Here is a 13,925-nt window from a genome sequence, read left to right as displayed (position 1 = left end):
TCGGCGTGTCTGGCCTACAACCCCGCGGGGGCCGGCCCCGTATCATTGCCCGCTTTGCGCCTGCCGTTCCCCACGGCGTTCTCCACGGCCTTTTTCCGGTTCTCTTTTTCTCCAATGTCTCACGGTCTCAATCCCGCGCAGCTCGAAGCTGTCAACTACATGTACGGTCCCTGCCTGGTGCTTGCCGGTGCGGGCTCGGGCAAGACGCGGGTGATCACTCACAAGATCGGCCGCCTCATCCAGTCGGGCATCGCGCCCCAGCGCATCGCGGCCATCACCTTCACCAACAAGGCAGCCGCAGAAATGCGCGAGCGCGCAAAAGACCTGATCGGCAAGGACGCACGCAAGGTCGTTGTCTGCACCTTCCACGCGCTGGGCGTGCGCATGATGCGCGAGGACGGCGCCGTGCTCGGCCTGAAGAAGGCCTTCAGCATTCTCGACAGCGACGACGTCACCAAGATCCTGAAAGACGCCGGCGGCACCACCGACGCGGCCACCGCCCGCATCTGGCAGTGGACCATCAGCAAGTGGAAGAACATGGGCCTGAACGCCGCGCAGGCCGAGGCCCAGGCCGCGGACGACAACGAGCGCATCACCGCGAAGATCATGGGCCGCTACGAAGAGCGCCTTGCGGCCTACCAGAGCGTGGACTTCGACGACCTGATCGGCATGCCGCTGAAGCTGCTCTACGAATTTCCCGAGGTGCGCGCCAAGTGGCAGGCCGCGCTCGGCCACATCCTGGTGGACGAGTATCAAGACACCAACGCCACCCAGTACGAAGTGCTCAAGGCCCTGGCCGGCGAGCGTGGCCACTTCACCGCGGTGGGCGACGACGACCAGTCCATCTACGGCTGGCGCGGCGCCACGCTCGACAACCTGCGCAAGCTGCCGGTCGACTACCCCAAGCTCAAGGTCATCAAGCTGGAGCAGAACTACCGCTCCACCAGCGCCATCCTGCGCGCGGCCAACAACGTGATCGGGCCCAACCCCAAGCTGTTTCCGAAGACGCTGTTCTCCGAGCTCGGCGAAGGCGAGCCGGTGCGCATCGTCGATGCCGACAGCGAAGTGCACGAGGCCGAGCGCGCGGTGGCGCGCATCGTGAGCATTCGCGCGGGCGACGCCATCACGCAGGGCAAGCAACACAAGGAGTTCCGCGACTTCGCCATCCTGTACCGCGCCAACCACCAGGCACGCGTGTTCGAGCAGGCGCTGCGCAAGGCGCAGATTCCGTACAAGGTCTCGGGCGGCCAGAGCTTCTTCGACCGCGCCGAAATCAAGGACCTGTGCGGCTGGTTCCGCCTGTGGGTCAACAACGACGACGACCCGGCGTTCCTGCGCGCCATCACCACGCCCAAGCGCGGCATCGGCCACTCCACGCTCGCGAGCCTGGGCACCTTCGCAAGCCAGTACAAGCTGAGCCTGTTCGAGGCGCTGTTCAGCCCCTCGCTGCCCAGCGTGATGCCCAAGCGCACGCTCGAGGGCATCCACGAGTTCGGCCGCTACATCAACGACCTGGAATACCGCGCGCGCCGCACCATGGGCGCGGAAGATTCGCGCACCTTCATGCTCGACTGGCTGAAGGAGATCGACTACGAGAAGCACCTCTACGACGGCGAGGACAGCGAAGCCGCCGCGGCCTCGCGCTGGACCAACGTGCTCGAATTTGTCGACTGGATGTCGCAGCGCGCCGGCGGCACGCTGGACGACGCCTCGGGCGCCAACGACAACATCGAGACCGAACGCAAGAGCCTGCTCGAGGTGGCGCAGACCATCTCGCTGCTGTCGACCATCAGCGAGCGCGAGCAAGACCAGGACGTGGTCACGCTCTCGACGCTGCACGCCTCCAAGGGCCTCGAATGGCCGCACGTGATGCTGATCGGCGTGAGCGAGGGCCTGCTGCCCTTCAAGCTCGACGACGACAACGGCCGCCAGCAGAAGGTGAGCGAAGACACGCTGCAGCGGCTGCAGGAAGAGCGCCGCCTGATGTACGTGGGCATCACGCGCGCGCAACGCAGCCTGGCCGTGAGCTGGACCAAGAAGCGCAAGCAGGGCCGCGAAATGGTGCCCTGCATACCCAGCCGCTTCATCGCCGAGATGGGCCTCGACAAGGAAACCATCAAGGAAGACCCGCGCGAAAAACTCAAGGCTCTGCGCGCCGAGTTCGCGCGCAAGGCGCAGGACAGCGCGGCAAAGGCGGCGGCAGCCGCAGCGGCGCCATGAGAACGACCGCCACTGCCGCGCTGCTGGCCGGCGCCCTCCTCGCACTGTCGGGCTGCGCCTCCACCCGGGGCAGCGCCGACTGCCCCGCCGACGCGCGCGACCTGCCGGTGCAATCGCTCTACGGCCGCTGGGAAGCTCGCTTCGACAACCTGCCGGCCGTGGCCGCCGTGCAGCTCGGCAAGCACCCCGACTACGACGGCGTGCGCGGCACCATCACGCGCAACGGCGCCAATCCGGCGAAGGCCACGGTCGCGCAGCTCGCGGGCGATGTGGACGACGAAGGCGCGCTCTCCATCGACGAATCGCAGGACGGCCGCGCCATCAGCGGCGTGTGGTCGGGCAAGCTGCAGGCCGGCTCCTGCGGGCGCGAATTCAGGGGCACGTGGCGCAACGCCGCGGACGAAAGCACGCATCCCTTCGTGCTCAGCAAGACGGTTGCCCAGGAAGGAAAGCAATGATGACGACGACACGACGACAACCCCGTTTCAACCTCCGCGCGCTCGCGGCCGTGGCCGCCTGCCTCGGCGGCGGCGCCGCGGTGCACGCACAGGCCGTGGACAAGCCAGCGAGCCCGCTGGCCGACTCCCAGCTCACCTGGCAGCAGTGCGCCGCGCTCGGCGCCAACAACGAAGCGCGCCTGGCCTGCTTCGACCGCTGGGCGCAGCAGCAGACGCTGCCTTCGGTGTCGGTGCCCGTGGCGCCGCCCGTGCTGGCGACCACGCAGCCGCCGGTGGACTCATCGATCCCGGCCACACGCATCGTCTCGGTCGCCACCACCGAAGGCTGCCGCGACCGCCAGTACTCGGCGCTCTCGCGCTTCTGGGAATTGGAGAACGCCACCGACTGCGGCACCTTCGGCTTCCGTGGCTACCGCCCGCTCAACGTGTCGGTCTCGGCCGCCACCAAGAAGCCCGAGACGCCGACCTCGCCCTCGGCCGGCCACACCGCCGACCCGGTGGCCTACCAGGCCAACGAGATGCGCATCGGCCTGTCGGTGCGCACCAAGCTCGCGCAAGGCATGCTCACGCAGGACGACCCGACCAAGAAAGACTCGCTGTGGTTCGCCTACAGCCAGCAGTCGACCTGGCAGCTGTTCAACGGCGCCATCTCGCGGCCCTTCCGCACCACCGACCACGAACCCGAGCTGATGTATGTCTACCCGACCGACTTCAAGCTGCCGGGCGGCTGGCGCTGGCGCTATTCGGGCCTGGGCATCGTGCACCAGTCGAACGGCCAGACCCTGCCGCTGTCGCGCAGCTGGAACCGCGTGTACCTGATGGGCGGCGCCGAGCTCGACGACCGCTTCACCATCACCGGCCGCATCTGGAAGCGCATTTCCGAGAATGCCGCCAAGGACGACAACCCCGACATCGCCGACTACTACGGCCGCGCCGAAATCACCGGCCGCTGGAACCTCAATCGCGACAACCAGCTCGCAGTGACCGTGCGCAACAACCTGCGCGACAGCGGCCGCGGCTCGGTGCGCCTCGAATGGCTCAAGGCCATCGGCGACCCGACCAAGAGCAACCTGCGCTTCCACACGCAGCTGTTCTCGGGCTATGGCGACACGCTGGTGGACTACAACCGCAAGCGCACGGTGCTGAGCATTGGTCTCAGCCTCGTCGATTTCTGATTCACTTCACACGTCGTATCCCACAATGAGCGCAGACCTCACTCCCGTCGACGACACGCAGCGCGAGATCATCGCGGCGCTGCATGTCGCGCCCGTCTTCGATGCCGCCCACGAGCTGGAGCGCCGCACCGACTTTCTCGCCAGCTACCTGAAGCGCACCGGCCTGAAGACGCTGGTGCTGGGCATCAGCGGCGGCGTCGATTCGCTGACCGCCGGCTGCCTCGCGCAGCGCGCCGTCGAGCGGCTGCGCGCCACGGGCTACGACGCCACCTTCATCGCAATGCGCCTGCCCTACGGCGTGCAGAAGGACGAAGCCGAAGCGCAGGCTTCGCTCGCGGTGATGAAGCCCGACCGCACCATCACCGTCGACATCCGCCCCGCCGCCGACGGCATGCTCGCCGCGCTGAAGGCCGGCGACCTGACGTTCCGCGACGCGGCGCACGAAGACTTCGTGCTCGGCAACATCAAGGCGCGCCAGCGCATGATTGCGCAGTTCGCGGTGGCCGGCGCGCACGACGGCATCGTCATCGGCACCGACCATGCGGCCGAGGCGCTGATGGGCTTCTTCACCAAGTTCGGCGACGGCGCGGCCGACATCACGCCGCTCACCGGCCTCAACAAGCGCCGGGTGCGCGCGGTGGCACAGCGGCTGGGCGCGCCCGACGCGCTGGTCTACAAGGTACCCACCGCCGACCTCGAATCGCTGGTGCCGGGCAAGCCCGACGAAGATGCCTTCGGCGTCACCTACGAGCAGATCGACGACTTCCTCGAAGGCAAGCCGGTGTCGGCCACGGCCCGACAGATCATTCTTGCGACGCATCGCAAGAGCGCCCACAAGCGCGCGCTGCCCGTCGAGCCCTTCTGACGGCGGCGGCCGTGGAGTGCGCGGCGGCAAGGTGCAGGATCGCTGGCCGGTGTATCAACAAGCGGGCTTAGGCCTTCGCAAAAAACCATGACACACAACGACATGCGACAGACCTTCGACACGATGCGTGCCGCGAGCCTGCGCGCACAGACGCCGCCGTGGAACGAGCGCGCCGACCGCTTGAAGCGCCTGCGTGCGCTGGTGAAAGACAACCGCCAGGAAATCGCCGCCGCCATCAGCGCCGACTTCCATCACCGGGCTGCGCAGGAAACCGAGCTTGCAGAAGTGTTCCCCAGCATCGAGGGCCTGCAGCACGCGCTCGCGCACGGCAAGGCATGGATGCGCGTGCGCCGCCGCTCCACGGGCCTGTGGTTCAAGCCCGCGTCGTCGCGGATCATGCCGCAGCCGCTGGGCGTGGTGGGCATCGTGGTGCCGTGGAACTACCCGCTGTACCTGGCGGTGGGGCCGATGACCGCGGCGCTGGCGGCGGGCAACCGCCTGATGGTGAAGCAGTCGGAGTTCACGCCGCGCTTCGCCGAGCTGTTCGCCGCGCTGGTGCGAAAGCAGTTTTCCGAAGACGAGATCGCCATCGTCAACGGCGACGCAGAAACCGCGCGCGCCTTCTCCAGCCTGCCCTTCGACCATTTGCTGTTCACCGGCTCGACCGCTGTCGGCCACCACGTGATGCGCGCCGCGAGCGAGCACCTCACGCCGGTGACGCTGGAGCTGGGCGGCAAGTCGCCCGCGATCATCGGGCCCGATGCCAACTTCGACAAGGCCGTCGAACGCATTCTGGTCGGCAAGACGCTCAACGCGGGCCAGACCTGCATCGCGCCCGACTACGTGCTGCTGCCCGAAGGCCAGCAGCAGCGCTTTGCAGAAAGCGCCCGGCGCGTGTTCGCCTCGATGTACCCGGCGCTGGCCACCAACACCGACTACACGAGCATCGTGAGCCCGCGCCACTTCGCGCGGCTGCAGGAACTGTCGGCGCTGGCGCAGGAGCAGGGCGCCTCTGCCCTGCCCTTGTCCGACACCACACCTGACCCCGCAACGCGCCGCTTTCCACCCGTGCTGCTGACCGGCGTGAACGACGGCATGCGCGTGATGCAGGAGGAAATCTTCGGCCCGCTGCTGCCGGTGCTGACCTACAAGGGCATCGACGAAGCCATTGCGTACGTCAATGCACACCCTCGCCCGCTCGCGCTGTACCTGTTCGAGAAGAACAGCGCGACCATCGAGCGGGTGATGGAGAACACGGTGACCGGTGGCGTGTCGATCAACGAGACCCTGCTGCATGTCGCACAGGACAACCTGCCCTTCGGCGGCGTAGGCGCCAGCGGCATGGGCGCTTACCACGGCGAGCACGGCTTCGAGACCTTCTCGAAGATGAAGCCGATCTTTCACCAGTCGGCGCTGAACGGCCTGGGCCTGTTCAAGCCGCCCTACGGCAAGACCTTCGAACGGATGATGAAGCTGCTGGTGCGCTGAAGGATCAGCGCCCAGGGTCAGCGGGTCACGACCTTCCAGCGCCCCGCCGCGATCTCCGCGGCGTAGGGTGCAGGAATGCTCGCGCCGTAGCCGTTGTCGCGAACGACGGCGTCGTAGCTGCAGACGGCCTGCCCTGCGGCGTCGTACAGGGTCCATCGCACTTGCGTGCCATCGGGCGCTTCATGCAGCACCTGCATCGAGGGCGCGCCGATGTTCGCGCCCACGTGGGCATAGCGCGCGTCGATGGTCATGGGCACATGGGGCGGAAAGGGCTGGTTGCCGGGCAGGTCGAACCATTCGTCATGCGCGAGCATGCTGCGCTCGGCGACCTTCCAGACGCGATGCCGCAGGAAGTGCTGGTCGGCATAGCGCGCTGAGAACGGCCGGCTCTTCAGGTACGCGCGCATGTCGCCCGCGATGTCTGAGAAGACGCCCTGGCACGCGCCCCACATGCCGGCAAGTATCAATTCGGTGTGCGAGTGGTAGTCGCGCATGACGTGGAACCAGCGGTCCGACGCGCACCATGCACGCACGGCAGCCTGGTCGCGCGTGGACAGCAGCGAGTCGGCGTCGCGGAACTGCACGCGGTCGATATCGCGGTCGTCGAGCGCGAGAAAACGCCACATGGTGCCCGGCAGGTCTTCGCCGCCGACCGAACGCACGTCGACCACCGACGCGCCCGCATGCGCCAGTCGCTCGCACACTGCCTCCGGCACCGAGGCATCGACGTAGAAGCGACAGACCCATGCCGGGAAGAACTCGTGCGCAGCCCGCACATTGAGCAGCGCCATCTCGCAGTAGCGCGGATTGCTGCCGAACAGGCTGAACGCGATGACGTTGCGATGGCGGCTTCTTTCGTCGAAGCACCGTGGCGCGGGCGAATCGACCGTGGCAGCGGCTACTTCCATTGCAGCCTCCTGCAGCTTGAGCCACAGCGACACCGAGCCGAACTCGCCCACCTCGTCCCGCTTGCCCAACTGCCCCGCCGCTTCCGCCAGTCCGTCGTAGGTGTTCGCGGTCTTCAACTCGCTGGCGACGCGGCAGTAGAGGTGGTAGGCCTGTTGCGGCTGGTCGAGCCGCATCAGGCACAGCGCAACGTCGGCCAGCGGCTGCAGGCTGTGCGTGGCCTGCCAGGCCTGCATTGCGAACTTGTGCGCCTGCGCGTAGTCGCCCTGCGCGAAAGCGGCGCGGAATTGCTCGCCCAGCGCATTCAGCGCCTGCTGCGTAAGCGCAGGCCTGCGGCCCGGAATCACCGGTTGTCTTCTCTTCACACGCTGCTCCTCAGCGCTCGCGCAAGGCTTCGCGCGCCTTGTTCAGCGGCTTGACCAGATAGTCGAGCACCGACTTGCTGCCGGTGTGGATGTCCACCGTGGCAATCATCCCGGGCACGATCGGGAAGTTCTTTTCGCTCCCGTTCTTCAGGTGGTCCGCGTCGGTGCGGATGTACACGCGGTAGTAGTACACGTCGCGCTTCACGTCGTCCTGGATGGTGTCGGGCGAAATGGTCGTCACCTTGCCCGGCAGGCCGCCGAAGATGGCGTAGTCGTATGCCGTCACCTTCACCGTCGCGTCCTGCCCCGGGTGGATGAAGGCCACGTCGCGCGGCGAGATGCGCGCCTCGACCAGCAGTTTCTCGTCCAGCGGCACGATCTCCATGAGCTTGCCGCCCGGGGGCAGCACGCCGCCCACGGTGGTCACGGCGATGTCCTTCACGATGCCGCGCACCGGCGAGGCGAAGGTCAGCCGGGTGAGTGAGTCGGAGCGCCCGCGCGTCACCGAGCGCTGTGCCTCGATTTCGGCATTGGCCTTGGCAAGCTCTTCGCGTGCCTTCACGTAGTACTGGCTCTTGATGTCGGCGGCCTTGGTCTCGGCCTCATTGATCTGGCGCTTGAGGCGCAGCACCTCCACATCGCTCGCGGCGCCGCGCGACACCAGCGGCTCGGTCAGCGCGAGTTCGCTGCGCATCAGCGCCAGCGCCTGCGTCACGCCGGCGAGGCTGCTCGCAAGCTGTTCGCGGCGCGAGCGGTAGAGCGCGGTCTCGGTGCGCACGAGGTCGTCGTCCGACTGCACCTCCGGCGGAAACGCCAGCGGCATGCCGCCCACCTCGGCCGCGAGGCGCGCCGACATGGCGAGCGCGGCGCGCACGCGCGAGGCGCTTTCCTGCACGGTCGACTCGGTCTTGGTCCTGTCGAGCTGCGCGAGCACCTGCCCCGCATCGACGATGTCGCCCTCGCGCACCTTCAGGTCCACCAGGATGCCGCCTTCGAGCGACTGGATCATCTGCTCCTTCGACGAGGGCACCACCTTGCCCGTGCCGGTGGACACCTCGTCGAGCTTGAAAGACCACGCCCAGGCCAGCAGCGCGACCAGCGCCGTCCCGACGATCCACACGACCAGCGAGGCGCGCGGCAGCGGCGGCTCGGCTGGCGAATAGCTCACTACGGGAGGCGTCTTCGGGCGCGGAAGCTGTGCTCCCTGCTTGCCCTGCCCGACCTGTGTTCCCTTTGTGCCTTGCGGGTCAGCAACCCCGGCCGCGGCACCGGCCACCACCGCCACGCTGCGGGCACCTCGTGGGCGGGTTGTCTCAGGCGTTGTTGCCATGCGAAAGCTCTCCAATAATCCGGTCCCTCGGCCCGTCCATCACGATGCGGCCGCTGTCGATCACGATGATGCGGTCCACCCAATGCAGCACCGGCATGCGGTGCGTTGCCACCACCAGCGTGCGCGACCCCAGCCAGGCGCCCACCGACTCGATCACCTGGCGTTCGGTGACTTCGTCGAAGTGCGCGGTCGGCTCGTCCAGCAGCAAGACGGAAGGCTGGCGTATCAGCGTGCGCGCGAGCAGCAGCGCCTGCCGCTGGCCGCCCGAGAGTCCGAGTCCGCCTTCGTGGATCAGGTCGTCCAGCCCCTCGGCGCGCGACTGCACGAAGGGCAAGGCGCCCGCCATCGTGATGGCCTCCAGCACCTGCGCATCGGTCGCCAGCGGCATGCCTATGGTGACGTTTTCGCGGACGGTGCCGTAGAAGAGCCGCGCGTTCTGCGTAAGCAGCCCCATGTCGCGGCGCAGGTCGGCCGGGTCGATCAGCGCGAGGTCGAGCGAATCGAGCGCCACGTTGCCGCGCTGCGGTGCCTGCAGGCCCGCCAGCAGCTGAAGCAGCGTGGACTTGCCCGCGCCCATGCGGCCCAGCAGCGCGACCTTTTCGCCGGCCTGGATCTGCAGCTGCGCGCACGAGAATGCCGGGCTCCTGTCGTCCTTGCCGTAGCGAAACTCGACGCCCGTGACGTTGTAGCGACCCTGCAGTGCTGGCACGTGCACCATCCGCGCGCTCTCGGGCTGGTCGACCGGGCGCTGCATGAGCTGGTCGAGCCCGGCGCGCGCCACCTTGGCCTGCTGCCAGCGCGCGAACACGCCCGACAGCTGCGCCAGCGGCGAGATCATGCGCGAGGCCAGGATCGACGAGCCGACCAACGCGCCGGTCGTCATGTCGCCCCGCATCACGAGGAAGCAGCCCGCGAGCAGCATCACCGCGTAGACGATGGTCTGCACCTCCTGTGTCCAGGTCATGAGCAGGCCCGTGAGAAAGCGCTGGCGCATGCTGACGCCGGCCGCGACGTCGTTGGCATGGTTCCACTGGTTCTGGAAGCGCGGCTCGGCGCGCATGAGCTTGATGTCCTCGATGCCCTCGACGGCCTCGACCAGCAGCGCGTTGCGCAACGCCGATTCGCGCATGCCTTCATTGGCCAGCCGCGCGAGCGGCTTCTGGATCAGCAGCCCCGGAATCACCAGCAGCGGCACCGCCGCCAGCGCCACCAGCGCGAGCGGGCCGGCCACCATCCACAGCACGACCAGGAAGAGAAAGAAGAACGGCAGGTCGGCCACCGCACCGATGGTGGTGGAGGTGAGCAGCTCCCGCACCTGCTCGACCTCGCGCACCTGCGCGATGAAGGAGCCGGTGGACTTGGAGCGCGCGTCGGTGCGCACCCGCAGCGCATGGCCGAAGACGAGGTCGGACACCTTGAGGTCGGCGCGCTTGCCGATCACGTCGGAAATGTGCGTGCGCGACATGCGCAGCAGGAACTCGAAGGCCACGGCGAGCATGACGCCGCCGAACAGTACCCACAGCGTGGGTTCCGACTGCGCGGGCACCACGCGGTCGTAGATCTGCATCGAGAAGATCGTCGAGGCCAGCGCCAGCACGTTGGCGAAGACCGAGGCCAGCACGATGTCGCCGTAGCGGCGCCAGTCGCGCAGGGCGATGGCCCAGAACCAGTTGGGCTTGTAGGGCTTGACGTAGTCGTCCACACGCGCGTCGGGCACGGCGGTGTTGGGCCGCAGGATGGCGACGCGCTTCGCGCGCCGGCGCAACTCATCGATGGGCAGCGCCGTCTCCAATCCGTGGTCGCCGCCTTGCAGCACGCCCAGGCTGCCCTTGCCGTCGGAAGCGCGCACGACACCGATCTCGCCGTTGTCGAACTCCACCACCAGCGGCAGCCGCCACGGGTCGATCTGCGCGTTGGAGAACGCGTCCAGCCGCAGCGCCAGGCCAAGCTGCCGCGCCATGTGGTCGAGCAACGTGTCGAACGGCGCGCCGCGCTCCCATGCAAGCGAGACGCGCACGCTCTCTTCTGAAGCGCCAATGCCGTAGTGGCGGGCGACGAAGAGCATGGCGTCGAGCCAGCTCGTGTACTGCGGGGGCAGACTCATGGAAGCAGTTCCATTCCTTGGACGGTGGTGTTGTTGAGGCCGTAGTACGTGCGGCCCTGGCCGGTGGCGCCGATGTAACCAATGCGGCTTGCCCAGAGGTCGTGCAGCACGCCCTCTTGCTCAGCTGCGGCCTGGTGGATCTCCTGCTCGGCATTGAGCAGGTCGAGGATGGAACGGGAGCCGAGCTTGTATTGCTCGCGGTAGAGGTCGCGCGCCTCGCCGATGCTTCGGCGCCTATCTGCGAGCACGCCCAGGCGCTCCCGCGCGCCGATGACCTGTTCCCGGAAATTGCGCGCCAGGTCGCCCGCGTTCAGGCGGGCGGTTTCGACGCGCATGCGCGCGGCCTCTTCGGCGGCGACTGCTGCGCGCACCTGGGCGTCGAGCGCGCCGCCCTGGTAGAGCACGCTCGAAAGATTGAGCATGACCGAGTGGTACATGCCGTTGCGTTCCAGCGTGCTGGGGTTCACTCCGCCCATGGCCTTGTTGGCGGAAACGTCGAGGCTGATGGTGGGGTAGCGCTGGGCCCTGGCCACTTCGACCTGGGCCGAGGCCACGCGCCGCTCTGCCTCTGCAGTCAACACATCGGGCATGAGGCTGGCGTCGGGTAGCTGGTCGATGCGCAACTCGCTGGCCAGCCGTTCCGGCAGCGGAGCCACGGCCGGCGGTACCGACTTGCCCAGCAGCGTGCCCAGACGCTCCCTCCACTGCGCGAGCTGTGACTTGACCTGCAGCAGATTGGCACGCGCGCTGTCGACGCGCGACTCGGCCTGGATCGGGTCGGCCTTGGTGCTGATGCCCGCGCCGGCGCGCAGCCGTGCCGTCTCCAGAACCTTCTCGACGGCATTGACCTGCTCCTGCGCGATCGCGACCAGCGACTGGTAGCGGTGCGTCATGACGACGGCCTCGGCCGCCTGCTGCGCGACGGTATCGATCTGCTTGAGGATCGCGGCCTGCTGGCGCCGCACCTGTGCCTCCGACTGGTTGACTGCGCCGTCGACCTTGCCGAAGTCGTAAAGCATCTGGGATACGGAGGCCGTGGCCAGTGTGCCGGCGCCGCGCCCCCGGCCAGCGCCGGATGCACCGTTGTTGGCGCCCCCGCCCATGCCCACGCGCACCGCCGGGTAGTAGCCGGCGCGCGCCACGTCGACGCCGCCCGACTGCTGAGCCAGCGCGGCGATGGCGTCGGAGATGGACGGATGGCGCGCCACCGCCTGGCGCACCGCATCGGTCAGCTCCAGCGGCGTCGTGGTCTCGGGCGCCGAGGGCAGCTCGGGGCCGGGCCGCACGCCCATGTCCCGGACCAGCGCGCTCGGTGCGAGCCGCCGCGCCACCGTCAATCCGCCGGAGATGATCTGCGCAGCGGCCGGCATGCTGACGAAGGCCAGCCATGCGGCTGTGGAGGCCGCGCAGAAGGCGGTAGGGCCTGGTTTCACTCGGGTCGCTCCTCTTTGGAAATGCTGTCGGCCGCGCCAAGCTCGCGCAGCCGGTTCATGTAGATGGCCACGCGCTGGCGGCTGGCGGCCGGAAGGCTCGCCAGTTCGGCAGCGGCGGCTTCGGGTGGCACCACGCCCAGCGGCGCGGCCACGAACAACCAGTTGATGACGTGGAAGATGCCCTGCCATCCGTGGATGGCGTAGTTCTGTACGTCGATGAGCCGCGGCGTGCGCTGCTGGAAGCACTGCCGCAGCTCGGAGTAGCTGGGCGGCAATGGCAGGGCCGCCACGTCGCGCCAGAAGGCTGTGTCGCGCCGCGGGCAGTCGTAGTGCATGCGCAGGAAGTCGCGAATGCCCGACCAGCACCGCGCATTGGCTTCGTTGAAGCCATCAATCAGGTGGCCCGACACCACGCCGTCGCCGGCGGTGACGATGCGCTCGAAGTTGCGCAGCTGCTCCAGCATCTGGCCGATGGAGGTTGCCTCCAGCGGCTCCACGAAACCCGAGGCCAGCCCGATCGCCATGACGTTGCCGACCCACACCTGCTCGAAGTGGCCGGGCTCGAAACGCAGAGTGCGCATCGGCTCGACATCAGGGCCGATGCAGCGATGGATCTCGTCGATGACCTGCGTCTCGTCGGTGTGGGCGCTGCTGAAGACATAGCCGGCGCCGACGCGCTCGACCAACGGGATCTGCCACATCCAGCCGGCCGGCATCGCGATCGCGCGCGTCACCAGCGACGGGTTCTGCTGCGGATGTGGCATGTGAAACGGCACGGCGCGGTCGAGCAGCAGATGCTCGGAAAACGAGCGCCAGCGAATGCCGAGCTTCTTGCCGATGCCCAGACGTGCCAGCCCCGAGGCGTCGATGAGCAGGTCAAGGTCGATGATTTCGCCGTCATCGATGCGCACGCCGCGCGCCATGTCCTGCGCGTCGCACATCAGCTCCTCGACGTGGGCTTGCTGGTGCACCACGCCGCGCGAGACGGCCACGCGGCGCAGGTAGTCCGCCAGCTTGTGGCTGTCGAAATGGAACGACGCCGACAGGCCCGACCTTGCTCCGAGCTGCAGCATCGCCGCCGCCTCCTGCTGCGATGCATTCGACGCGATCGCGGCAAAGCCGGGGATGTAGCGGTGAAGCTCGACGCCCTCGCGCACCATGCCGGAGAACAGCGGACGGAAGCCGCCCTCCATCCAGTCGGTTTCCTGCAGGCCGGGCCGGCCGAAGAGGTGGTAGTAGCGGTCGTCCTCGGCGCCGGTGCGCCAGCCTTCGTAGGAGAAGCCCAGCTTGAAGGCCGTGCCAGTTTCGCGCACGAATTCGTTGACGTCGATGCCGTTGCGGCGCAGCGCGTCGATGAGGTTGAGCAGTCCGCCCTCCCCCACGCCGACGATGCCTATTTCGGGCGACTCGATCACCCGGATCTCGACCTGTGGTGCGAACACGCGGCGCAAGGTCAGGGCCGCGAACCAGCCTGCGGTGCCGCCGCCGATGACGACGGCGCGGGTGGCATTGCGAAGATTGAGCATGTGTATGTTTCCCTGGGCCGGACCGGGAAAAAGGGGCACACCGGGTGCGCCCCTT

The 13,925-nt window shown here is 67.9% G+C and carries 10 protein-coding genes; 5 read left to right on the top strand and 5 right to left on the bottom strand.

Annotation, left to right across the window (positions count from 1 at the left end):
- Positions 1-114 precede the first annotated feature (114 nt).
- The 5 genes from BLW48_RS25715 (at position 115) to BLW48_RS25695 (ending at position 6,206) form a co-directional block, all read left to right on the top strand.
- Positions 115-2,220, top strand: a complete 2,106-nt coding sequence (locus BLW48_RS25715; protein ID WP_093178254.1) for an ATP-dependent helicase — start codon at positions 115-117, stop codon at positions 2,218-2,220.
- The gene (locus BLW48_RS25710; protein WP_093057217.1) at positions 2,217-2,678 is read left to right on the top strand and encodes a hypothetical protein; all 462 of its coding nucleotides are present in this window, start codon (positions 2,217-2,219) and stop codon (positions 2,676-2,678) included. Before BLW48_RS25715 ends, BLW48_RS25710 begins: the two co-directional genes overlap by 4 nt.
- The gene (locus BLW48_RS25705) at positions 2,678-3,853 is read left to right on the top strand and encodes a phospholipase A (protein WP_093057216.1); all 1,176 of its coding nucleotides are present in this window, start codon (positions 2,678-2,680) and stop codon (positions 3,851-3,853) included. Before BLW48_RS25710 ends, BLW48_RS25705 begins: the two co-directional genes overlap by 1 nt.
- Positions 3,854-3,878: 25 nt before the next feature.
- On the top strand, positions 3,879-4,718 hold the full coding sequence (gene nadE / locus BLW48_RS25700; RefSeq protein ID WP_093178252.1) for an ammonia-dependent NAD(+) synthetase: 840 nt from the start codon (positions 3,879-3,881) through the stop codon (positions 4,716-4,718).
- An 87-nt stretch (positions 4,719-4,805) separates the two neighbouring features.
- Positions 4,806-6,206 (top strand): coniferyl aldehyde dehydrogenase, encoded by a 1,401-nt coding sequence (locus tag BLW48_RS25695; protein ID WP_093178251.1) that lies wholly within the window; start codon positions 4,806-4,808, stop codon positions 6,204-6,206.
- A gap of 17 nt (positions 6,207-6,223) precedes the next feature.
- Here BLW48_RS25695 and BLW48_RS25690 read toward each other — a convergent pair whose 3' ends face one another.
- Genes BLW48_RS25690 through BLW48_RS25670 form a run of 5 tightly spaced genes read right to left on the bottom strand, consistent with a single transcriptional unit; the run spans position 6,224 to position 13,870 of the window.
- Positions 6,224-7,477, bottom strand: coding sequence for a tetratricopeptide repeat protein (locus BLW48_RS25690; RefSeq protein ID WP_143047783.1), 1,254 nt, complete (start codon positions 7,475-7,477; stop codon positions 6,224-6,226).
- Between the two features lie 10 nt (positions 7,478-7,487).
- The gene (locus BLW48_RS25685; protein ID WP_256330922.1) at positions 7,488-8,807 is read right to left on the bottom strand and encodes an HlyD family type I secretion periplasmic adaptor subunit; all 1,320 of its coding nucleotides are present in this window, start codon (positions 8,805-8,807) and stop codon (positions 7,488-7,490) included.
- Positions 8,791-10,911, bottom strand: coding sequence for a type I secretion system permease/ATPase (locus tag BLW48_RS25680; protein ID WP_093178246.1), 2,121 nt, complete (start codon positions 10,909-10,911; stop codon positions 8,791-8,793). Before BLW48_RS25680 ends, BLW48_RS25685 begins: the two co-directional genes overlap by 17 nt.
- Positions 10,908-12,344 (bottom strand): TolC family outer membrane protein, encoded by a 1,437-nt coding sequence (locus BLW48_RS25675; protein WP_256330921.1) that lies wholly within the window; start codon positions 12,342-12,344, stop codon positions 10,908-10,910. The genes BLW48_RS25680 and BLW48_RS25675 overlap by 4 nt, the downstream gene beginning before the upstream one ends.
- Positions 12,341-13,870, bottom strand: a complete 1,530-nt coding sequence (locus BLW48_RS25670; RefSeq protein WP_093178245.1) for a tryptophan halogenase family protein — start codon at positions 13,868-13,870, stop codon at positions 12,341-12,343. The genes BLW48_RS25675 and BLW48_RS25670 overlap by 4 nt, the downstream gene beginning before the upstream one ends.
- Positions 13,871-13,925 lie beyond the last annotated feature (55 nt).

Source organism: Variovorax sp. YR266, assembly GCF_900107295.1.
Lineage (GTDB): Bacteria > Pseudomonadota > Gammaproteobacteria > Burkholderiales > Burkholderiaceae_C > Variovorax.
This window is presented reverse-complemented; position numbering and strand designations above follow the sequence as displayed.

Coding starts and splice junctions, on each gene's coding strand:
- BLW48_RS25705 (WP_093057216.1), top strand. CDS start 2,678: ATGACGACGACACGACGACAACCCCGTTTCAACCTCCGCGCGCTCGCG.
- BLW48_RS25710 (WP_093057217.1), top strand. CDS start 2,217: ATGAGAACGACCGCCACTGCCGCGCTGCTGGCCGGCGCCCTCCTCGCA.
- BLW48_RS25670 (WP_093178245.1), bottom strand. CDS start 13,870: ATGCTCAATCTTCGCAATGCCACCCGCGCCGTCGTCATCGGCGGCGGC.
- nadE (WP_093178252.1), top strand. CDS start 3,879: ATGAGCGCAGACCTCACTCCCGTCGACGACACGCAGCGCGAGATCATC.
- BLW48_RS25685 (WP_256330922.1), bottom strand. CDS start 8,807: ATGGCAACAACGCCTGAGACAACCCGCCCACGAGGTGCCCGCAGCGTG.
- BLW48_RS25715 (WP_093178254.1), top strand. CDS start 115: ATGTCTCACGGTCTCAATCCCGCGCAGCTCGAAGCTGTCAACTACATG.
- BLW48_RS25680 (WP_093178246.1), bottom strand. CDS start 10,911: ATGAGTCTGCCCCCGCAGTACACGAGCTGGCTCGACGCCATGCTCTTC.
- BLW48_RS25695 (WP_093178251.1), top strand. CDS start 4,806: ATGACACACAACGACATGCGACAGACCTTCGACACGATGCGTGCCGCG.